Annotated in this window: 15 protein-coding genes; 12 read left to right on the top strand and 3 right to left on the bottom strand. The window is 58.1% G+C overall.

What is annotated here, in order from left to right; genetic code table 11:
* Nucleotides 1-8: 8 nt before the first annotated feature.
* Nucleotides 9-5,483, bottom strand: a complete 5,475-nt coding sequence (locus ACXADJ_RS17630) for a glutamate synthase-related protein (RefSeq protein ID WP_475068579.1) — start codon at nucleotides 5,481-5,483, stop codon at nucleotides 9-11.
* 400 nt (nucleotides 5,484-5,883) lie between these two features.
* On the opposite strand from ACXADJ_RS17630, the gene ACXADJ_RS17635 reads away from it, so the two are divergent.
* From ACXADJ_RS17635 to ACXADJ_RS17655, 5 genes are all read left to right on the top strand, one after another.
* Complete coding sequence (locus ACXADJ_RS17635; RefSeq protein WP_475068581.1) at nucleotides 5,884-6,516, top strand: PepSY-associated TM helix domain-containing protein; 633 nt, start codon at nucleotides 5,884-5,886, stop codon at nucleotides 6,514-6,516.
* Nucleotides 6,517-6,703: 187 nt separating this feature from the next.
* Nucleotides 6,704-7,225 (top strand): DUF2271 domain-containing protein, encoded by a 522-nt coding sequence (locus ACXADJ_RS17640; RefSeq protein WP_028293616.1) that lies wholly within the window; start codon nucleotides 6,704-6,706, stop codon nucleotides 7,223-7,225.
* A gap of 72 nt (nucleotides 7,226-7,297) precedes the next feature.
* Nucleotides 7,298-8,128, top strand: coding sequence for a DUF4198 domain-containing protein (locus tag ACXADJ_RS17645; protein WP_475068583.1), 831 nt, complete (start codon nucleotides 7,298-7,300; stop codon nucleotides 8,126-8,128).
* 32 nt (nucleotides 8,129-8,160) lie between these two features.
* Nucleotides 8,161-9,750: an NADPH cytochrome P450 oxidoreductase family protein gene (locus ACXADJ_RS17650; RefSeq protein ID WP_475068585.1), complete on the top strand. Its 1,590-nt coding sequence runs from the start codon at nucleotides 8,161-8,163 to the stop codon at nucleotides 9,748-9,750.
* A gap of 31 nt (nucleotides 9,751-9,781) precedes the next feature.
* Nucleotides 9,782-10,879: an alpha-hydroxy acid oxidase gene (locus ACXADJ_RS17655; protein WP_475068587.1), complete on the top strand. Its 1,098-nt coding sequence runs from the start codon at nucleotides 9,782-9,784 to the stop codon at nucleotides 10,877-10,879.
* 217 nt (nucleotides 10,880-11,096) lie between these two features.
* Here ACXADJ_RS17655 and ACXADJ_RS17660 read toward each other — a convergent pair whose 3' ends face one another.
* Both ACXADJ_RS17660 and ACXADJ_RS17665 read right to left on the bottom strand, forming a co-directional pair.
* Entirely contained in the window at nucleotides 11,097-11,777 is a 681-nt protein-coding gene (locus tag ACXADJ_RS17660; protein ID WP_475068589.1) for a Fe2+-dependent dioxygenase, read from the bottom strand.
* Nucleotides 11,778-11,931: 154 nt separating this feature from the next.
* On the bottom strand, nucleotides 11,932-14,169 hold the full coding sequence (locus tag ACXADJ_RS17665; RefSeq protein ID WP_475068592.1) for a TonB-dependent receptor: 2,238 nt from the start codon (nucleotides 14,167-14,169) through the stop codon (nucleotides 11,932-11,934).
* A 327-nt stretch (nucleotides 14,170-14,496) separates the two neighbouring features.
* On the opposite strand from ACXADJ_RS17665, the gene ACXADJ_RS17670 reads away from it, so the two are divergent.
* The 7 genes from ACXADJ_RS17670 (at nucleotide 14,497) to thrC (ending at nucleotide 21,114) form a co-directional block, all read left to right on the top strand.
* Nucleotides 14,497-15,306, top strand: a complete 810-nt coding sequence (locus tag ACXADJ_RS17670; RefSeq protein WP_475068594.1) for a DUF3450 family protein — start codon at nucleotides 14,497-14,499, stop codon at nucleotides 15,304-15,306.
* On the top strand, nucleotides 15,306-16,619 hold the full coding sequence (locus ACXADJ_RS17675; RefSeq protein WP_475068596.1) for a MotA/TolQ/ExbB proton channel family protein: 1,314 nt from the start codon (nucleotides 15,306-15,308) through the stop codon (nucleotides 16,617-16,619). The genes ACXADJ_RS17670 and ACXADJ_RS17675 overlap by 1 nt, the downstream gene beginning before the upstream one ends.
* 12 nt (nucleotides 16,620-16,631) lie before the next feature.
* Nucleotides 16,632-16,994 carry a MotA/TolQ/ExbB proton channel family protein gene (locus ACXADJ_RS17680; RefSeq protein WP_051219245.1) on the top strand — a complete coding sequence of 121 codons (363 nt, stop codon included), beginning with the start codon at nucleotides 16,632-16,634 and terminating at the stop codon, nucleotides 16,992-16,994.
* Nucleotides 16,995-16,996: 2 nt separating this feature from the next.
* Nucleotides 16,997-17,404, top strand: coding sequence for an ExbD/TolR family protein (locus tag ACXADJ_RS17685; protein ID WP_028293608.1), 408 nt, complete (start codon nucleotides 16,997-16,999; stop codon nucleotides 17,402-17,404).
* A 1-nt stretch (nucleotide 17,405) separates the two neighbouring features.
* Nucleotides 17,406-18,071, top strand: coding sequence for a hypothetical protein (locus ACXADJ_RS17690; RefSeq protein WP_475068599.1), 666 nt, complete (start codon nucleotides 17,406-17,408; stop codon nucleotides 18,069-18,071).
* 4 nt (nucleotides 18,072-18,075) lie between these two features.
* Entirely contained in the window at nucleotides 18,076-19,563 is a 1,488-nt protein-coding gene (locus ACXADJ_RS17695; RefSeq protein ID WP_475068601.1) for a tetratricopeptide repeat protein, read from the top strand.
* 141 nt (nucleotides 19,564-19,704) lie between these two features.
* Nucleotides 19,705-21,114 (top strand): threonine synthase, encoded by a 1,410-nt coding sequence (gene thrC, locus ACXADJ_RS17700; RefSeq protein ID WP_475069135.1) that lies wholly within the window; start codon nucleotides 19,705-19,707, stop codon nucleotides 21,112-21,114.
* Nucleotides 21,115-21,294 lie beyond the last annotated feature (180 nt).

Consider the following 21,294-nt stretch of genomic DNA (forward strand, 5'->3'; position numbering starts at 1 on the left):
CTTCTCCGTCAGGCGGCCGCAGCACGAGCTGCTTCGGCCAACAGGCTGGCGTATTGCTGCGCCAGCTTGAGGTCAAAGGCTGGGAATTGCGCCAGTTGCTGGCGGTTGATGCGCTGGCATTCCAGAATCCAGACGCTGGTGCCCAATGCCTGGGTATCCCAGACTTCGCGGCGGCGTAAGGAGTCCTGATAGTCGCTCAGGCGCTTGTGCGCCAGCAGGCAGGCCAGGGCGTCTTCGTCGTAGTCGCTCAGGGCGTTGCTGGCGTCCTTGGTGAGGGCATCCAGCAGTTTTTTGTCTTGCTGTTCAATCAGTTCGGGCACCCGCGCATCGGTCTGTTGAGGGTCGGTTTTTTGCGCGCACTCCAGTGCCCGGCGCAAGGCGCCAGCGGCGTTGATCATGTGCAGCATCAGCGGGCTGTCGGTGTCACCGTAGGTCGGCACCCGACCGTCAAACAGGCCCTTGCAGTGTGGCTGTTGGTAGGCTTCCTTGAGGTTTTCCAGCTGACGCTCGGCACTGCCACTGGCCAGCTCGTCGATCATCGCCTTGCGGTTCATGCTGTGGCGGATCGGTTCGGCGCGGTGGTAAGCCAGCAGCGAGCGCGGAATCAGGTAATAGAAGTCATTGCGGGCACTGTCCCAGTTGTCCAGCAGCTGTTGCGCCAGCGCTGAGCCGGTGCGCTGCTGGTGCTGTTGCAGGTGCCAGCGCAGTGCTTGCTCCTGACCGCGGGCCAGCTCGTTGTCTTCATTGAGGCAGAAAGCCACCACGGAATCCTGGCTGCAACGTTCAGCAACCCGGTGTTGCGGGTCGTACTGGTAGGCGGTACCGCCACTCATACCATTGCCCAGACCTTTGCCGTAGCCGCCCAGATTGACGATGCTGCCGTTGGTCATGTACTCGCAGCAGAAGTCGCCAACCCCTTCCACCACAGCGACCGCACCGGAGTTACGTACGCCAAAGCGGTCACCGGCCTGGCCTTGTACGTACAGCTCGCCGCCGGTAGCGCCGAACAGGGCGAAGTTACCCACCAGTACGTTTTCGTTCAGTGTTTCGGTTGCCGGGGTTGGGTCGCGGACAATAATGACACCACCGGAGGCACCTTTGCCGACGCCGTCGTTACAGGTGCCGCTGTGATCCATGATCACGCCGCTGTTGTTGAAGGCCGCAAAACTTTGGCCGGCAGAGTTGTGGGTGTTGACGGTGACGCTGTCGCGGGCCAGTACCTTGCGGCCGTTAGCCAGTTGCTGGATGGCCGGGTGCGCCTGCTGCTGAGCAACATCGAGGCCGTAGTTCAGCAGTCGTTCGATATCAATCGAAAACTGACCGCCGACGGTTTTGTTGCAGTTGTTGAGCTTGGGTCCGGCAATCTGGATGTTGCTGCGTTGCTGGTCGATGAACAGCGACTGGAACTCGGTCAGGAAGCGGTCGTCCGGCTCAAAGTTGGCTTCCAGATACACCGGCTTGGCAATCTGGATTTCCTGCACTTCGCGCAGCATCGCCGACATATCCAGCTGGCCCACCATGGCCGGGTGGTCAATCAGGTTCAGCAGCCAGGTTTGGCCCCGCACGGCGCGCAGGGATTTGAAGCCCAGTTGCGCCAGCACTTCGCGGGTGTCGTGGGCTATGTTGATGAAATACTGCGCCAGCGCCCGAGGGTCACCAGCGTACATCTCAGCATTGGTGGTCAGACCCGCCGGGCATTTGATGTTGCAGTTTTTCGCCATTACGCACTTCAGCATCATCAGGGCGGTGGTGCCAAACTCGAACGAGTCGGCCCCCAGAATGGCGGATTTCACCACGTCGAGGCCAGTCTGGTGGGCATTGGAACAACGCAGTACCACTTTTTCACGGAGGCCGTTTTCAGCCAGCGCCTGATGCACTTCGGCAATGCCGAGGTCGGCTGCCCGGCCGGTGTTTTTCAGCGAGGTTACCTGGGCGGCACCGGTACCGCCGGTGTTACCGGCAATATTGATGACGTCGGCGCCGGCCTTGGCCACACCCACCGCGATGGTGCCGACCCCTTCCGACGACACCAGCTTGACGATGACCCGCACGCGGGCGGCTTTGGCGTCGTGAATCAGCTGGCCGAGGTCTTCAATGGAATAGGTGTCGTGGTGTGGCGGTGGCGACACCAGTTCCACCCCCGGCGTACCGCCACGGGCAGCGGCGATTTCGACATTCACCTTGGGTGATGGCAGCTGGCCACCTTCGCCGGGCTTGGCGCCCTGGGCGATCTTGATTTCAATTTCCTGCAGCGACGGGTCGGCCAGATAGCCAGTCCAGACACCGAAGCGACCGGAGGCAAACTGCTTGATCTTGCTGGCTTTGACGCTGTTGTAACGGCGTGAGCTTTCGCCGCCTTCGCCGGAGTTGCTCATGGCACCGGCAATGTTTGTGCCCTGTGCCACGGCTTCATGGGCACGGGCGACCAGTGCCCCGTGACTCATGGCGCCGGATGCCAGACAGGCGGTGATTTCAGCGGCGGGCTGAACTTTCTCAAGGGCGATGGCCGACGGGGCGTACACCAGCATGGCGAGGTATTCGGCGGCTTTGCCGTTGGCACGTACGTGTTTACCCGGCACTTTTTTCGACGAGGCAATGCTGCTGACGTCGTTGCCGAAGGTATCGCTAAGGGCGCTCAGCAACGCGGCGTAGCGATCCTTGCTGGCGTTATCCAGCGTTAGCTGCCAGTCGCGGTCGGCCACCCGTTCGGTGTGCAGGCCCTGAACGCTGTAGTTGAGGTTGCCGCGCGGGTTGTAGCGGGTCAGCAAGGCGGCAAATTCTGCTGCGGTGTTGGCGCTGTTGAAGTCGAGCGGCAAGCTCAATACATCGCGCAGGGTGGCTGGCCGCTGTTCGCGTTCGGCGTACAGTTCGCGCTGGAACTCCCGGTAGGCCGGGGTAATACCGGCCCGGTTGATTTGCTCCGGGGTACGGGCGCTGTAGCCAAGGTCCAGATGCGCGGTTTCCGCCGGTGGGGTGATGCGCGGCTCGTCTTCTGGCTGTTCGCTGTTTGGCTGTTCTGGGTGTGGCTGTTCGTTCTGTAGCGAGCCGGTGTACTGAATGGCCTCTTCGGTCATGTTGACGTATTCGCGGACGGCGGTGGTGCCGAACGCATGTCCAGCGCCTTCCGCACGTTCCTTGAACAAGCCCAGCAGCGGGATCTCGTTTTCCTGCTGTACCGAACGCACGCGGCTGTGCCAGTCGGCGCAGCTTTGGGCAATGTCGGCAAACTGCACGCCGCCCACTGGCGAATGAATGTTAGGGAATACCGGTGCCAGTACCGGGTCGGCGGTATCAATAAAGTTGGCTTCGAAAAACTCACCGCCAATGTAGCTTTCGGCGGTACACAGGCCGAATTTGCCCATGGTTTTCATCAATGCTTTTTCGACCGCTTTCTGGAACTTGTTCAGTGCGGTTTGTACACCGGCCTGATCAGCGGCCAGTTCCTGAGCGCGGTGGTACACACTCAGCGGACATACGGCGGCAGCACCAAAGCCCAACAGGCAGGCAATGTCGTGGGTGCTGGCAGCCTGACCGGTGAGGTACACCACGCTGGCATTAAAGCGCAGGCCCTGACGAATCAGTCGCTGGTTGACGGCGGAAATCACCATGATGGCGGGCAGCGCGGCATCCAGCATGCTGATGTTCTGGTCGCTCAGCACAATCACGTCGTAGCGTGAACGGGCGGCGGCTTCGGCATGACTGCACACTCGTTCGAGGGCTTCCAGCAGGTTGCTGCGGTTGCGCTCGGGGTTGTCACTGTCGGCTTCATACAGGGTGGCGATGGTTTCAATCCGCAGTTCCTGCTGGGCATAGATTTGCAGCAGCTGCTGGGGTTGCAAAATAGGTGACGGAATCACCAGCTGGCGGCCGGGATTGTCGCTTTGGCTGAAACCGGGCTTGGGGCCCAGAGCCACTCGCAAGGTCATGCCGTCGGCTTCGCGAATGCTGTCCAGCGGCGGGTTGGTGACCTGGGCAAAGCGCTGGCTGAAGTAGCGCGACATACCGCCTTCTTCGGCATTCAGCGCATTGGGCGCAAGGCCGTACCCCATTGCCGAGATTTTCTCCATGCCGCTTTGCAGCATGGGGTCGAGCATGAACTTGAAGCTTTCCTGGTTGAGGCTGTAGGCCACGTGACGGGCGGATACTTTCAGCTCGCAAAGGTCCTGAAAGGCTGCCAGAGGTTGCTCTGGCAGCTCCGCCAGATTGATGCGGGCATTGGCCAGCAAGGCTTTGTAATCCTGCGCCTGAGCCAGTTGTTGCAGCACCTCGTCATTTTCCAGAATGCGCTGTTGGCGGTGGTCGAACACCACCATGCCACCGGCTTCAATGCGGCCCCGGCGCAGTACATCTTCAGGGTTGAAGTCGATCTGGCCGGCTTCACTCATCACCGCGAAATAGTCGTGGGTTTCTACCGTGCGCAGTGGTCGCAAGCCAAGGCGGTCGAGACGCGCACCCACCTTGATGCCATCACCAAAAATCAGTGCTGCCGGGCCGTCGTTCTTTTCTTCCGAGAGGCTGAAATACTCCAGCATGGCACGCACGTCGTCGTTGAGGTCGGCGTCGTTTTCCCACGCTGGCGGCATCATCGCCAGTGCCGCGTGCACAATGTCCATGCCGTCTTCGGTAATGCGGCGGGCGAAGGTCTGGTCGAGGCGGGCAGAGTCCGACTGGCCATCCGGAAAGATCACTTCTTCACCTTTAAGGCGGGCAATGGCGTCTTCGCTGAGGCGGTTTTTCTTGTCGGTGTTCAACTCGCCGTTGTGGGCCATGCGCCGGAACGGCTGCGCAAACATCGGGTTCGGCGCCGTGTTGGTGGAGAAGCGGGTGTGGAAAAACAGCGTATGAATGTGGTGTTCCGGGTGAGTCAGATCGCGGAAGTAGGGAATCACCTCCCAGCTGTTCAAGCGACCTTTATATACCTGGGTGTAGCTGCTCATCGACAGCGGGTAAAAACCGGCCAGCTCCGGGCGGGTAAATGCCGGGTATTCAATATCCAGCAGCGCAGCGTTAATACGGGCTTCAAAGTCGGCTTGTTCGGCCAGTTCTTGCGGGCGGCTGAACACCACCTGACGGATCGACAGCTGCGCCTGTTGGCTGGCCTTGTTGAGGGCTTTGCCGTTTACCAGCACATCGCGCCACATTAATACCGGCAGGCCATGATCGCGCAGGGCCTTGTTGATGATTTGCTCGGCTTCATCGTGCAGCAGTGGATTGCGGGGATAAAAGAAGTTGGCTACCCCGAAATCGCCGTATTGCAGCGCGTCGTTGCCGGTCAGGTAACGGTAGAAGTTGACTGAAATATCCACATTGACACCGGCGCCATCGCCAATGCCTTCAGAGCTCATGCCGCCACGGTGCGGAATCTTGCACAGCGCCTGATGGGCAAGTTCCAGCAGTTCGTGGGTCTGCTGGCTGTGCTTGTTAGTAATAAAGCCTACGCCGCAGCTCGAATGCTCCTGATTCGGGTTATATAACGTTCGCATCTGAGTCAAATCTCCGTAACTGACGAACGCCAGCAATTGGCGTTTCTTGCGGGTCTGGCTGGCACCAGAGTTGCGTTTGTATGGGGTCCCAGGCCCTCACGGGGCGCAGCAGGATACAAATGCAAAAACACTAATGCAAATAATTTGCATTTAGGTAAGAGTGATATCGGCTTTTTGGGCGATGAAGGCAGTGGAAAAGACTGAATCTGGCGGGCTTTTAGTGGAACATGCTGGTTGGGTGGTCAGTAGAGCGGGTGCTGGGTTATTCAAAGGGTCCCTGGCCTTGCATGACGGCTCTGTGACCAAAACGCTCTGTTTTAAAACTGAGAGAGTTTCTCATTCAACCCATGAGCTGCTAGTCTGCGTTTCCTTTTCATTGTGCTGTGATGATTGCCCTGCGATGTCTGATCCTGTGAATACTGCACCTGCCTGGCCAACGGCCAAGTCCATTTCGCTGAATCTGTTGCGCCAGTGGCACTGGGTCAGTTCGGCCCTGTGTCTGGTGGGTATGATCCTGTTTGCCGTCACCGGCATTACCCTGAATAACGCGGCGCATATTCCCGCCGAGCCGGTGGTCACCACGGTTGAAACGGAGCTTTCGCCCGGCTTGCTGAGCTTGATGGAAGACCGTGATGAAGGCCCGCTGCCTTTGGCGGTACGTGAGTGGTTACGGCAAAACCACGACCTCGACATTCCCGCGTCCGATGCCGAATGGGACGGCTCGGAAGTGTATCTGGGGCTGCCGCGCCCGGGTGGCGATGCCTGGCTGAGCATTGATCTGGAATACGGCGAATTGATTTACGAGCGCACCGATCGCGGCACCGTGTCGTTCCTGAATGACCTGCACAAGGGCCGCAATACCGGCACTGCCTGGAGCTGGTTTCTGGATGTGTTTTCCATTACCTGCCTGGTGTTTTCCCTCAGCGGTATGTGGCTGTTGGTGCGTTATGCCCGCACTCGTCCCGGCACCTGGCCGATGGTGACGCTGGGGGTGGTGATTCCGCTATTGGTGATTGTGCTGTCGATTCATTAAGCCGTTTGTAAGCGATAAAGAGTTTGTCAGCAATTGTTCATCAGGCGGGCCGCTGCGTTGGTGAGATAGAGGTAATTTGTTAACGCAACGTTAACCTTGCATTTGATATTGATTCTCAATAACGTGACCGGCGTTTTGCCGATTCCAGATCCGCTTCTATTCAATTCATTGTTCGTAAGGAAGTCTTATGTCATTCGTAAAACCCTTGTTGCTCGGCGCAGCCTCCGGTTTGTTTGCGCTGCACGCCAGTGCCGCTGAATTGCGCGTTGGTGTCGAGATCCCTGAACTGTCCGTGGCCGAATACCACAAGCCTTACGTGGCGATCTGGCTGGAAAACAAGGACAACCGCGAGGTGACCAACCTGGAAGTCTGGTACGACGCCGGTATGGAAAACAACAAGGGCAACAAGTGGCTGAAAGACATGCGTCAGTGGTGGCGTAAAAGCGGTCGTGAGCTGGATATGCCGGTAGACGGCATCACCGCAGCGACCCGTGGCCCGGGCAAATACGACATCAGCTTTGAAGCCTCTGACGCCCGTTTGAAAGACCTGCCAGCGGGTAACTACCAGCTGCGTGTGGAAGCGGCTCGTGAAGTGGGCGGCCGTGAGCTGATCTCGATTCCGTTCAGCTGGCCTGTCGACAAGGCCTTCACAGCATCCAAAAGCGGCTCCAAGGAGCTGGGTGAAGTGGCTCTGAGCATCGAGCCTTAAATACAGCACCATAAGCCGATCACAAGGACCGCTTGGCGGTCCTTGACTGCCAATTTTTCAAAAGGAGCACGTATGAAACCGATCAAACTGATGAGCGCCGTCGTTCTTGCCGGTGCCACCCTGATGGCCTCTCAGGTCAATGCCCACCGCGCCTGGTTGCTGCCGGATGCAGCGTCTTTCTCGGGTGAGAAACCGATTGCTACCTTCGATGCTGCGGTATCCAACGAAATTTTTAACTTCGACCATTTTGCCCTGGACCCAAAACAGTTCCAGGTGACCGCCCCGGATGGCAGCAGCGTTGAGGTAGAAAACGGTGCCAAGCTGCGTTACCGCGGCGTGTTCGACGTGACGCTGAAGCAGCAAGGCACCTACCGTGTGTTCACTGCATCCCAGGGCATGCGTGCGATGTGGAAAGACGCCGATGGCAAGCGTCAGATGTACCCGGGTCGTGGTCAGGCGTTTGATCAGGCCGAGTTCGACAAAGTGGTTCCAAAGAAAGCCGACGGCCTGACCGTAAGCCAGTTCTCCCGTCGTCTGGAAACCTTTGTGACCAACGGTACGCCATCCGACAACGCCATGAAGGTGTCTGGCAAAGGCTTTGAAATGAAGCCACTGACGCACCCGAACGATCTGTACGCCGGTGAAGAAGCCACGTTTGTGTTCCTGATGGATGGCAAGCCGGTTAAAGGCGCTGACGTTGTACTGGTGCGTGAAGGCACTCGCTACCGCGACGATCAGGACAGCATTGAAGCCAAAACCAACGCCAAGGGTGAAATCACCGTTGAATGGCGTGGTGCCGGTCGCTACTTCATGGAAGCCGAGTACGAAGACAACAAAGCCAAGGCGCCAGCTACTGAGCGCAAGGGCAGCTACTCTCTGGTGCTGGAAGTCCTGCCAGAATAATGGCGTTGAACTGATCCGGGAGAGCTGGAGTGATGGGGTTTGGGGTGAGCGTCGCCGAATGGCAGGCAGCGGGATTGATTGCTGCCTGGCTGGTGTTTACCGGTTGGAGCTATCGTGAGGCGTTGGCCGAACGTTGGCCCACCCTGCTGGGCTTTATGGCGGCTGGCGACAGCCCTGTCAGTAGCTCGCAGACGGCGTCGCAAACTGCCACTAACGGGCGTCCATTGTTATTGGCGTACGCCAGTGAAAGTGGTCATGCCCGCACTCTGGCGCAAGCCTGTCAGCAGCAGCTTGGCGCTCAGTCGAGCCGCTTGCTGACGCTGAACCAGCTGCTTCCGGAGCGGCTGCAAAATGCCGATGTGCTGGTGTTTGCCAGCACCACCGGCGAAGGCGACGCGCCAGACAATGGCGCGCGTTTTCTGACTCACTTGAACCGTTCAGGCCTTACGGCCGAGCACGCTGACCGCCGTTTGGCGAATACCCGCTTTGCCGTCATGGCGTTGGGTGATGTCAGTTATCCCCACTATTGCGCTTTTGGTCTGACGCTTCAGCAAGCGTTGCAACAGGCGGGTGCTACTCCTCTGTTTGATGCGGTGTGTGTGGACGATTTGAACCCCGCCGATATCGACCTGTTTTATCAACAGTTGGCCGCCGCTGCCTCTGTTTATCCCGATTTGCCGTTTGATGCGGTGTCTTTGGCGGGCTCTGGTCAGGGGGCTGTTGAAGAGGTTTCCCAAAGCACTTCGAGCTCCGGTTCTGGTTCCGCCCCTGAACCAACGTCATTAACGCTGCTCGAGCGCCAGTGTTTGAACGAAGGCACGTTGGGCGAAGGTATTTACCAGATCGACTTTGCCTTGCCTGTAGAGCCTGAACGGGCATTACAGTGGCAAGCCGGTGATGTTGCCCGCTTGCACCTGCCAGCGGCTGACGGTAGTTGGCAGCATCGTGACTACACCCTTGCCAGTTTGCCATCCGAAGGCACACTGCGGTTGCTGGTGCGACAGCAGTTTCATCCGCCCAAAGGCAATCAGCCACGTCAGCCCGGTTTGGGCAGTGGCTTGTTGACCTCGTCGTTGGCAAGCGGTGATGCCGCCCGCTTTGAGATTATCCACAACCCCAATTTCCACAGCCCGGCAGCCGATGTTCCGATGATTCTGATTGGTAATGGCACCGGCTTGGCAGGGCTCAGAGCGCACCTGAAGCAGCGTGAAGGTCTGGCGCAGGCGCGCCACTGGCTGATTTTTGGTGAGCGCAGCCTGGAGCACGACGCGCTGTGGCACGATGAAATGTCGGCCTGGCTGCAAAACGATACCCTGAGCCGGCTTGATCTGGCCTTTTCCCGCAGCACCATCGAGCAGCTGCAACAGACCCCTGTTGATGCTGCTAACCCTGCTGGTTTTGCCGAATGCGGTGGTCAGCTGTGGCACGGCTATGTGCAACACGCCATTGAACAGCAGCTGGATACGCTGAAACAGTGGCTCGACGACGGTGCCATGATCTATGTGTGTGGCAGCCGTGCAGGCATGGCCAAAGGCGTGGATCAGGTGTTGCGGGCCGGCTTCGGCGATGACTATGTGGATGATCTGGATACGAGCGGTCGCTATCGTCGGGATGTATACTGATTCTTATTTGTAATCAGCATCAGGAACCGACATGCCTTCCTACCTTAACCAGATTCCGCCCGATCTGGCGTCGCTGTCCGACTATCAAGCCTATGCCCAGCGCAATCTGACCGAGCAGGCGTGGGCATACATTCATGGCGGTTCTGCCGACGAAGTCACCTTTCAACGTAACCTGAGCATCTACAACCGGCTGCAACTCAATAGTCGGGTGTTGGCCGATGTATCCAAGGGCAACACCGAACTGACGCTGCTGGGCCAGCGCTTGGCGCACCCGATTCTGGTGGCGCCGGTGGCTTACCAAAAGCTGGCACATCCGGACGGTGAAATTGCTTCAGCCATGGCGGCTGCGGCTCAGGACGCGGTATTTTGTTTGAGCACGCTGGCCAGTCAGAGCCTGGAAGAGGTGGCCGAACATTGCGACGGACCGCGCTGGTTTCAGCTGTATTTTCAAAGCGAGCGGGAACACACCCTGGCGCTGGTTCGACGCGCCGAACAGGCCGGTTACCGGGCTTTGATGGTTACTGTGGATGCCCCTGTTAATGGATTGCGCAACCGCGAGCAGCGGGCAGGCTTTCAGTTACCCGCAGACGTACGGGCGGTGAATGTCACCGCACCAGCGGTACCGGTGCAAATCCAGCAGGGCGACAGCCGGGTGTTTCAGGGACTGATGGCACAAGCGCCACGCTGGGCGGATATTCAATGGCTGCGACAGCAGACACAGCTGCCGATTATTCTGAAAGGCATCACCAATCCACAGGATGTCGACAAGGCGCTGGCGCAGGGTATTGATGGGCTGGTGCTGTCGAATCATGGTGGCCGCACGCTGGATGGCTTGCCGAACCCGATAGAGGTGTTGCCGGACATCGCCGAACAGGTGCAAGGCCGTGTGCCCTTGATTGTCGACAGTGGTATTCGCCGTGGTGGCGACGTGGTGAAAGCGTTAGCCTTGGGGGCTGATGCGGTGATGATTGGCCGACCGGTGATGTACGGTCTGGCGACCGCAGGAGCCCTGGGTGTCGCCCATACCTTGCGGCTGTTAAGGGATGAGCTGGAGCTCACCATGGCGTTGTGTGGTTGCGCCAGTTTGGCCGATATCACCCCTGATTTGGTGCGTTATCCGACGTTTTGATGCGGGCAGTTGAGTAGGGTGTAGCTTGCTGTCGATGATGGCTATCGAGAGCAAGCTCTCTCCCACAATGTTGTCCAGACCTCAGACCTCAGACCTCAGACCTCAGACCTCAGACCTCAGACCTCAGACCTCAGACCTCAGACCTCAGACCTCAGACCTCAGACCTCAGACCCCAGACCCCAGACCCCAGACCCCAGACCCCAGACCCCAGACCTTCTTACGTCTCCGACCACTGTTGCAGCAGTTTGTGGTAAACGCCGGATAGCCGCACCAGTTCCGGGTTATCGGGGTTTTGGGCGGTGATGGCCTGAATGCTGAGGTCGAGGTCGTAAAGGGTGCGACGCTGGTCGTCGCTGCGGATCAGGCTTTGTATCCAGAAGAAGGAGGCCAGTCGGCGGCCTTGGGTAACGGGCGTTACCCGGTGCATGCTGGTGGACGGGTACAGCACCGCGTCACCAGCGGCAAACTTCACTTTCTGCTCGCCGTAGGTGTCGAGCACTTCCAGTTCACCGCCTTCATATTCATCCGGATCTGAAAAGAACACCGTCATCGACAAATCCGTACGGACTTTCACCGATGTACCAGGCACCCGGCGGATGGTGTTATCGACATGAAAGCCGTATTCGCCGCCGCCCTGATAGCAGTTGAACATCGGCGGGAAAATCTTGTTTGGCAGCGCCGCCGCCATAAAGGTTTGTGATTGGCCAAGGCAGGCCAGAATAAAGTCGCCCAGCTGGCGTGCTTCCGGGCTGTCGTCGGGCAGTTGCAGGTTACGCTTGGCCAGTTGCGCCTGATGACCCGCTGTCGCCGCACCATCGACCCAGTCGGCTGCTTCCAGCAAGGCTCGGGCTTCCGCGATCTGTTCGCGGCTGATCAGTTGTGGAATACGTATCAGCATGGCTGTTCCCTGAAGCACCCAAAAAAATATCCGGACCAAGATAACCTGATCCGGACAGTGTTACAGCAACGTCCTTGTTGGCCAACCCACAACCGCAGCTGCTAATGAGCTATCAACAGCGGCTGCGTCCGGGCTGGCTATCCGCACTGGCCTATCAGAAGTTGTAGGTCAGGCTGCCTTTGATGCTGCGTGGGTTGCCTGGCTTGAAGTGGCCTTTGGCGCTGTAGTCGGTGATGTATTCTTCGTCAGTCAGGTTGTCGATGTTCACTTGCAGTTTCAGTGCATCGGTTGCCTGATAAGCCGCCATTGCCGACCACAGGGTGTAGGCATCTACGGTGAAGTAGGCGGTGTTACGACGCCAGTAGGTTTCACCGGAGTTGTAGTTACCACCCGCACCCAGCGTCAGACGGTCATCCATGCCGGTGTAGCTGATCCACAGGCTGGCGGTGTCGTCTGGTGAGCTTTGCAGGCCGAGGCCTTCGGATTCTTCGGTCAGGTCTTCGGTGACTTCAGTATCCAGGCTGGTGTAGCTGGCATTGATGGCCAGGTTTTCAGTGATGTTACCCACCGCACCCAGTTCAAACCCTTTCGATTGCTGTTCACCAGTCACGTAGTAGTAGCGGGTGGTAGTACCACTCTCATCGGTGATGCGTTCGCTGTCCTCCGTGGACTTGGTGGTACGGAAGGCGGCGGCGGTCAGCAGCAGGCGCTCGTCGAACAACTCCCATTTGCTGCCCAATTCCAGGGTTTTGGTTTGCTGTGGTTCCAAATTGTTACGCTCTTCACTACTGCTCAATGCCAGGTTGGTGCCCGGTGGCTGCTTGGAGTTGGCATAGCTCAGATACACAGAACCGGTTTCGGTCGGCAACCAGCTGGCAGCAACGCCATAACTGAAGAAATTGTTGGACGCGTCCAGGCCGGTATAGCAGGTCACGGTGCTGCGGCCGGAGCAGGTTTCGCCGGTCATTTTGAAACGGTCGTAACGGGCGTTGATGTCGAGCTGGAAGTTGCTGCCAAACTTCAGTGTGTCGAAGGCATAAACGGCCAGAGTGCGTGCATCGCCTGTGGTGTCATTGCCATTGCGTACCAGTCCGCCTGTGGCGCGTACGGTGTTGGAAGCCGGGTCCAGTGGGTCGATGTATGGCGTGGTATCGGTGCTGTCTGAACCCTGAACGCCACCTGTGTAGGTGTAGTCTGCGGTCACGCCGTAGTCGGTGGACTCTTCTTTGGCGTATTCAGCACCAATAACGATGTCCTGGGTAAAGTCATCAGCGCCCAAGGCAATGATGGCGTCCAGTTGGGTCACGAACAGCTTATTGCTCTCGTCCGTGGCCTGCAGGCGTGATGCGTTCAGTTTGGTGTTGCTGTCGCCCCACCATGGACGGCCGATCACCGATTCCTTATCGTTTTTACCAAAGCGGGTCTGAGAGCGCAGGGTGGTGAATTCGTTGAGCTCGTGGTTGATCGTCAGCGTCAGCATTTTGGTGTCGACTTCTTCGTAGTCGCGACCTTTGACGCTGTAGTACTCATCCCAGTCAGACGAGCTGATTGGACCTTCTTCCAGACCGGTGGCTGCTGCTGCATTTTCAGTCACAAATGGCAGGCCGATCACTGGCACGTTGTCCTGCTTCATGACCATGGCATCCAGCGTCATGCTGGTTTGTTCGCTGGCCTGGAACAGTACAGACGCTGCACCGGCGACGGTTTTGTAGTTTTCAACGCCGTTGTCCAGGGCATCGCCACCATCGCTGTAAAGCAGGTTTACACGGGCGGCGGTGTCGTCACTGAGTTGTTTGTTGCCATCCAGTGTCAGACGTTTGGTCTCGGCAGTGTCGTAGGAAGCGCCTACAGAACCAAAGTCGTCCAGCTTAGCGCGCTTGGTGGACAGGTTAACGCTACCACCGCCGGTGTTACGACCTTCCAGAGAACCACTTGCCCCCTTGGTCACTTCCACATTTTCGTAATTGAACAGGTCGCGGCTATAGCCGGATACATCGCGAATGCCATCAACATAAATGCTGGAACGGGCGTCAAAACCACGAATGGTGACCTTGTCGTTGGCAGAGACAATGCCGCCGCCGCCTTCACCACCACCAAAGGTGGATACACCAGATACGTTACGCAGTGCGTCGTTCAGGCTGGTCACCCCCTGGTCTTGCAAGGTTTCACCGGAAATTACGTTGATGGTTTTCGGTGTTTTGGCAATAGGCTGGGTCAGTTTGACTGAAGAGCTCTTGTCAACCTTGTAGCCTTCTTCGGCTTCGGCAGATGCCTTGGAAGTTGGCAGTTGGCGAACTTCTTCAGCCATCAGGCCAGCAGAAGGAATGGCGGCGGTGATAGCCAGGGCAAGGGCCTGCTTTTTCCAGCCGGAAGTGGGATTACGCTTTTCCATCATGATCGTCCAGATTCTAATTTTGGGTCTGTTACCAACCCCGGTTACTGCGGCGCGGACTACGCTTGTTGTTATTCTTTGCGGATTGTCGCTTTATTGTTATTTGCTGGCACACAGGCTCTGTTCCGGAAACGGAATAAACCGGTCGAACCTGTGCGACTGCGTTCCAGCGGGGTGGCAACATATCTTTGCACTCGCACAAATGCAAACCATTTTTATTTACAAATGAGTCTGTTCACGAAATAATCGCTTCCTATCAGGCACGACTTCAGCTTGGCCGCCGGTCGACTTTCTCATCTGCCTCGGTCAACACGACAGGACGATTCAGTGAACAGATTCCCTTCCAAACCCCTGCTGGCAGCGACCTTGCTGCTGTCTTTTGGTACTTCTCATGGCGACGATGTAGTGCGTCAACTGGACGGTTTATCCCGCCAGTGGTTGATGACCGAGCAACAGGCCAGTCACATTGAACAGAGCTGGCGGCAGCAAAAGCCGGTGCTGGAACAGCGCATCAGCTTGCTGAAAGCCGAGAAAAGCGAACTGTCCGAGGTGATCAAACGCAGCAAAACCAGCAGCAACGACGTTGATGAACAGCGCATTGCCCTGCTCGAAAAGCAGACCCAGGTTGAGCAGGATCAGGCTCGTATCACCGAAGTGACCCAGTCGCTGAAGTCCCGTCTGGATGGCTATTTCTCGATGTTGCCACCACCGTTGCAGCAAGACTGGATGAACGACGACGAGGTTGAACCTTCGGAGTTGTTGCGTCGTCAGCTGGCGCGTCTGAGCCGTCTGGAAGAATTCAATGATCGTCTTACTGTGGTGTCCGCACGTTTGCCTGCGGCCACCGTGGGTGCTGCCAGTGGCAGTGACGATGTGTTGGTCAAGCAGCTGTATCTGGGGCTGGCGCAGGCCTGGTTTGTCAGCGCCGATGGCAGCTACAGCGGCGTTGGCCGGGTAGTGGATGGTGAATGGCAGTGGTTGCAGGACCCGGCCATCGACCCGCAAGCGGTACTGGCTGCCATCGATGCCGCCAACTCACAGGTGCCTACCGAACCTGTGTCCCTGCCTTTGGCACTGTCTGACTCCCTGACAATGGGACAAGACGCCACCACCATTACCACCACGGAGGGCGAATAATGAACTGGCTATCCCGATTGACGCTGGCGAGTCTGGCGCTGGTAGCAGGCTCCGCGGTTCAGGCGGCGTCGCTGGAAGCGCAAATGAGCGAGCGCATCAAGCAGTCCCAGGCCCAGTTGGCCCGCACCGAGCGTACGGTGACCAATGAACAAAACAAACTGACCAAGCAGTTGAACGCGCTGGAGCGCGATGTCATTGCCCTGCGTAAGGAAAGCGAAGCGGCGCGCCGTCTGGCGGACGAACGCAACCTCAGCCTCGACCAGTTGCAGGGCCGCCTGAAAGAGTGGAGCGCCCAGAACAACTACCAGCTCAACCTGATTCAACAGTACCTGCGTTCACAAGGTGCCGAGCTGGGGCAGGAGTCCACGCTGGATGACAAAACCCTGCAACTGCTACGCACCTCTGCGCAGGTGGAAAACTGGTTGACGCCGCATTGGCAGAGCCGCGACGTGGTATTGCCATCCGGTGATATCCGCTCACTGAAACAACTCGATACCGGCCCGCTGCACTGGGCTCTGGATGGCGCCAGCGCCTACCGGGTGGCGGAACAGGAAGGCGAGTGGCAGGTACTGGAAGCATTGTCGCCAGAGTCCTCGTCGGCGCTGACCTCGGTGCAACAAACCGGCAATGGCAGCATCCGCTTTGACCCATCTCTGAACACCCAGGCCAATGCCCCGAGCGAAAGCCTGCTGGAACACGTCGAGCGTGGCGGTTTGTGGGCGATGCCAATTCTGCTGTTCGCACTGGTGGCTTTGGTGATCGCGGTTCTGAAAGCCGTGCAGCTGCTGCGCTTGCCAGCGGTGCGTCAGATTTCCAAAAACGGCGTGGTGAAACTGCTGCAAGGTCAGGGGGATGCCCTGCCAAAAGGCAGCATGCAGGCCCGTTTGCTGGAACTGGCACAGCACAGCGACAGCGCCGCCGAGCGCGATGACCAGTTGCTGCTGCAACTGGGTCAGGACCGTCACCAGCTGGAAAAACGCCTCACCGCGGTGGCCGTGACTGCTTCGGTCGCACCGCTGCTGGGTCTGTTGGGGACGGTCAGCGGCATGATCGAAACCTTCCGCATGATGACGCTGTTTGGCAGTGGTAACCCGGAAGTGGTGTCTGGCGGAATCGCCCAGGCGCTGATCACCACCGAACTGGGTCTGGTGGTTGCCATCCCGGCGTTGGTGATTCACTCACTGCTGTCCCGTCGCGCCAAATCCTACTACCAGCAGCTGGAAAACTTCGCCCTGGTACTGGCCAGTGACGAACAAGTGATCAAACCGGAACAGGGCGCTGCATCCAGCGACGCCGTTGCTCAACCGGCATAAGGAGCGCGAACGATGAATATTGAAGTGTTTTCCGATATGGCCCATAGCGCCATGTGCTGGGTCATTCTGGCCACTGCGTTGTTCTGTTATCACCGCATGGCGCTGCAATGGATGGCCGGTGAACTGCACGCCCAGAAAGAAGACCAGATTACCCGCACGCTCACCAGCGCCCTGCCGCTGCTGGGCCTGCTGGGCACCATCATGGGTTTGTTGGGCTGCTTCAAGGCGATGTCGGCCGGTGCCACCGGGGTGACCCTGTTCAGTGCCGGCATCGGTGATGCCTTGCTGACCACCCAACTGGGACTGCTGTGCGCCATCCCGGCGTGGATTCTGCAACACCTGCCACAGCGTGCGCTGGCCCGCCAGGAGTCCTGATCATGCAGGCCAGATTGCAACAACGACTGGAACAACAGCAGCCGCAAGGCATTGATATGTCGCCGCTGCTGGATGTGGTTTTTATTCTGCTGATCTTCTTTATTGTGACCACGGTGTTCGTGCGCGAAACCGGTGTTGAAGTGGATAAACCGCAAGCGGTATCGGCAGCCACGCTGGAGCGTAACGTCATTCTGATTGCGGTGACGGACACCGGTGAAGTGGTCTACGACGGCAGCAACATTGGTGTTGAAGGCGTACGGGCACTGGTGGCCGACTTGCAGCAGCGCTCTGAGAAGCCGGTGGTGATTCAGGCCGACAAAAACGTCGTAACCGAACGTCTGTTAGCCGTGATTGACGAAGCCAAACTGGCCGGTGCTCCGGCCGTCAGCATTGCAGCCCTGCGAGACTGATATGGCCGAGCATCTTTCTGTTGAAGCAGGCCCGGCCGGTCGCCATGGCGTTCGTCGTCATCTGATTGCGGCAGTGCTCGGGCTTGGGCTGATTGCGGTACTGATGTTGCTGCTGCTGTTGGGGCAGGGACTGGAAGAACAGGTATCGCCGACGCTGGAGGTTCGTAATATCAGCATGGCGCCGCCACCACCTCCGCCACCACCACCGGCGGCGGTGACGCCACCACAAAACGACATGGTGCTGGAACTGGCGGTCAGTGGTGCAGGCCCGGCGTTGCCGAACCTGGATGTGCCGAAAAATATCGACCTTGGCAATCTCGATGCCCCTGATTTCAGCATGCCGGATGTGCAGCTGACCGAAATGGCTCCCGACTTCAGCACCTTTGGTCTGAACGAGCTGGACCAGCTGCCAACCCTGCTGACACCGGTGAGCATCACCTTGCCACGCAGCCTGACCCGTCAGGGCGTCAAACGGCTGTCGTTACAACTGGACATCACCATTGATGAAAAGGGCAAGCTGACGCTGAACCGCATCATCAAGAACGACTATCCGCAAATGGAACCTGAAATTCGCCGTCTGATTCGCACCAGCCGATTCAGCGCGCCGACCAAGGACCAGAAAAAGGTCCGGGCCCGCTTCGTGTGGCCATTGGAAATTGAGGCTTGAAAACGTGTTAAATCTGAACAAAACCCAGCCGTCTGATGTTTCTTCCTTGCCCTTTGCTGGCAAGACCCTGAGCCTGATTCTGGCCGGTTCCGTGCTGTTGGCGTCGAGCCTGTTCAGCCAACCGAGTGAAGCGGCCAAACCGCGCGGCGACCGTGGCATGGAGCGCGGCGTTGGCGACAACGGCATGTTCGAAGCGCCAATCAGCGATGTGGCGCTGGTGATGCCGGACCAGAGCTGGTCTTTCGTGATTGATACCCGCGGGTTGCCGTCAACCGCCGACGAGCTGAGCCCGGAAGAGCGCACGCTGGCGCGTGAGCTGCAACCGCTGCTGGACCAGAAACAATACAGTCAGGCACTGACGCTGTTGAACGCTCGTCCGGCGGATCAGGACTCGGTGCGCATGGCGTTGCTGCGTGGCCAGATTCTGCTGACCCTGGATAAATTCAAGGCCGCTGAAAGCTCGCTGAAGCGCGTCATTGAGCTGAAGTCCGACAGTGCTCCGGCGCACCGCGGACTGGCCATGATTTACATGAAAAACCAGAACTTCAAAGCCGCCCGTCAGCACCTGCAAAAAGCATTGGCGCTGGGGGGACAAGAAGCCCAGTTGTTTGGTCAGCTGGCCTACGTAAACCTGCAAATGGACAACGCGGCGGCAGCGGTTTCCGGCTACCAGCAAGCACTGTTCCTCGATGCCGAAAACAAACAATGGGCGCGGGGTTTGTTGTTTGCACTGACTCGCAGCCAGGCGTTTGATCAGGCTCAGGGACTGGTGGAAGAACTGATTGCCAGCACCCCGGACAGCGCCGAGTTCTGGCTGATTCGCAGCCAGATTGCACTGCGTCAGGACCGCTACAACGAAGCCCTCAGCAGTTTGGAATACGCCATGATGCTGGGCGACAACAAGCCGTCGAACATGCTCACCGCGGCGCAGCTGCACAGCCGTTATGGCAGCCTTGATCGCACCATTGAGCTGTTGACCGATCGTCGTCTGCTGACCGGCAAGCAATCTCGCGGTGCGGTGAATACCCTGATTCAGACCGCCGACTGGCTGGCCAGTGAAGAACGCTGGAAAGCGCTGCGCTCGCTGCTGGCCAAGGTCAACAAGAAAGACCTGCCTAAACAGGCCGGTGGCCGTCTGGCCATCAGCGAAGCCCGTCTGGCGATGGCCGAAGGCAAGTCGACCCAGGCCGAAAAACTGCTCAAACAAGCGGTGGACCGCCACCCGGGCAATGGCGATGCCTTGTTGCTGCTGGCGCAATTGCTGGCCGACAAGCAACGTTATCAACAGGCGGGCATGATCTACCTGCGGGCAGAATCCATCGACCGCGTGCGTGAACGCGCCATGCTGGGCCGTGCCCAACTGGAAATTGACCAGCGCAACTATAAGGAAGCCCTGCGTCTGATTTCCTCCGTGGTACGCGAAAATCCGGCCCGTACCGACCTCAGCGCCAGCATTCAATCATTGCAGAATCTGGTTCAGACCCAGGGCTAAGCCGTGCCGGTGCAAGACCGGCACTGCACTCTTTGCCCAAAGCGGGTACACTAGCGCACTTTCTGTTCAGGGGCGGGTTCATTCCCTCGAATTGGCCGTCCCTGGCTGCTCATATTCAAAGCATTCGGGTTTCACACCATGATGAAATACATCTCCACTCGGGGTAATGCGCCAGAGCTGGCGTTTGACGACGTTCTGTTAACCGGTCTGGCCGCTGATGGCGGTCTGTACGTACCGAAGGAAGTGCCACAGTTCTCTCTGGAAGAGATTGAGTCCTGGCGCGACCTGCCTTACACCGAACTGGCTCACAAGGTGATTTACCCGTTCGTTGAAGGCTGTGTGGAATCCGACGCGCTGAAAGAGATGCTGGAATCCGTCTACAACAACGACGTATTCGGCCACAAGGCCATCGCCCCTGTGCAGCAGATCGACCACAACGAATACGTTCTAGAGCTGTTCCACGGCCCGACATTGGCGTTCAAGGACTTCGCCCTGCAAATGCTGGGTCAGCTGCTGGACTACGTACTGGCCAAGCGCGACGAAAAAGTCGTGATCATGGGTGCGACCTCCGGTGACACCGGTTCCGCCGCCATTGAAGGCACCAAGACCTGTAAGAACGTCGATATCTTCATCCTGCACCCGCACGGTAAGGTATCCGAAGTTCAGCGTCGTCAGATGACCACGGTTGAAGGCGACAACATCCACAACATCGCCATCGAAGGTAACTTCGACCAGGCCCAGGACATGGTCAAAGCCTCCTTCGGTGACCAGGCCTTCCTGCGTGGCGAGCGCAAGCTGGTTGCAGTAAACAGTATCAACTGGGCGCGCATCATGTCCCAGATCGTTTACTACTTCTATTCCGCGCTGAACCTGGGTGGTCCGGTTCGTCCAATGGCGTACTCCGTACCAACCGGTAACTTCGGTGACATCTTCGCCGGTTACATGGCCAGGAAGATGGGTCTGCCTGTTGAACAGCTGATCATTGCCACCAACGAAAACGACGTGTTGCACCGTCTGATGAGCAACAACCTGTACAAGGTTGAGCCGCTGAAGCACACCATCACGCCGTCCATGGACATTGCGGTGTCTTCCAACTTCGAACGTCTGCTGTTCGACCTGTACGACCGCGATGGCGCCGTCATGTCTGAACTGATGGGCAAAATGGCCGACCGCAGCGTTGAAGTGGAACTGTCTGAAGAGAAGCTGGGCAAAGCCCGCGAAGTATTCGACAGCTACGCCGTGACCGAAGACGTGGTGGTAGAAACCATGCAACAGGTATTCGGTGAATCCGGCTACCTGCTGGACCCACACACTGCGATTGGCGTAAAAGCCGCTCGTGAATGCCGTCGCAACAAGAACATCCCGATGATCACCCTGGGCACCGCCCACCCGGTGAAATTCGAGGAAGCGGTTCTGCGTGCCGGTTACGAGATGCCAAAACTGCCGCATCACCTGGCCGACCTGATGGACCGCGAAGAGCGCGTAGACGTGCTGCCAGCGGACCTGAAAACCGTGCAGGAATTCATCGCCAAAAACACCTTCAAGGATTAATTCCTGAAGGTGATGTATAGGTGTGCAGCGCACACCTTGCAGAGTCGATCCAGGGAGCGGTGCGCAGTGCGCACCCTACCCACAGAAGATAAACGCCCGCCGGAGCAATCCTGCGGGCGTTTGTGTTTGTAGCGCTTGCAGGTCATGGCTCTGGGGTACGTAGGAGCGAATTCATTCGAG

This window comes from Oceanobacter sp. ABM4_470, from assembly GCF_056158645.1.

Excerpts from the sequence above, each read along its gene's own strand:
- ACXADJ_RS17680 (WP_051219245.1), top strand. The coding sequence starts at position 16,632 with ATGAATATTGAAGTGTTTTCCGATATGGCCCATAGCGCCATGTGCTGG.
- thrC (WP_475069135.1), top strand. The coding sequence starts at position 19,705 with ATGAAATACATCTCCACTCGGGGTAATGCGCCAGAGCTGGCGTTTGAC.
- ACXADJ_RS17630 (WP_475068579.1), bottom strand. The coding sequence starts at position 5,483 with ATGCGAACGTTATATAACCCGAATCAGGAGCATTCGAGCTGCGGCGTA.
- ACXADJ_RS17635 (WP_475068581.1), top strand. The coding sequence starts at position 5,884 with ATGTCTGATCCTGTGAATACTGCACCTGCCTGGCCAACGGCCAAGTCC.
- ACXADJ_RS17665 (WP_475068592.1), bottom strand. The coding sequence starts at position 14,169 with ATGGAAAAGCGTAATCCCACTTCCGGCTGGAAAAAGCAGGCCCTTGCC.
- ACXADJ_RS17685 (WP_028293608.1), top strand. The coding sequence starts at position 16,997 with ATGCAGGCCAGATTGCAACAACGACTGGAACAACAGCAGCCGCAAGGC.
- ACXADJ_RS17650 (WP_475068585.1), top strand. The coding sequence starts at position 8,161 with ATGGGGTTTGGGGTGAGCGTCGCCGAATGGCAGGCAGCGGGATTGATT.
- ACXADJ_RS17660 (WP_475068589.1), bottom strand. The coding sequence starts at position 11,777 with ATGCTGATACGTATTCCACAACTGATCAGCCGCGAACAGATCGCGGAA.
- ACXADJ_RS17690 (WP_475068599.1), top strand. The coding sequence starts at position 17,406 with ATGGCCGAGCATCTTTCTGTTGAAGCAGGCCCGGCCGGTCGCCATGGC.
- ACXADJ_RS17640 (WP_028293616.1), top strand. The coding sequence starts at position 6,704 with ATGTCATTCGTAAAACCCTTGTTGCTCGGCGCAGCCTCCGGTTTGTTT.
- ACXADJ_RS17655 (WP_475068587.1), top strand. The coding sequence starts at position 9,782 with ATGCCTTCCTACCTTAACCAGATTCCGCCCGATCTGGCGTCGCTGTCC.
- ACXADJ_RS17675 (WP_475068596.1), top strand. The coding sequence starts at position 15,306 with ATGAACTGGCTATCCCGATTGACGCTGGCGAGTCTGGCGCTGGTAGCA.
- ACXADJ_RS17645 (WP_475068583.1), top strand. The coding sequence starts at position 7,298 with ATGAAACCGATCAAACTGATGAGCGCCGTCGTTCTTGCCGGTGCCACC.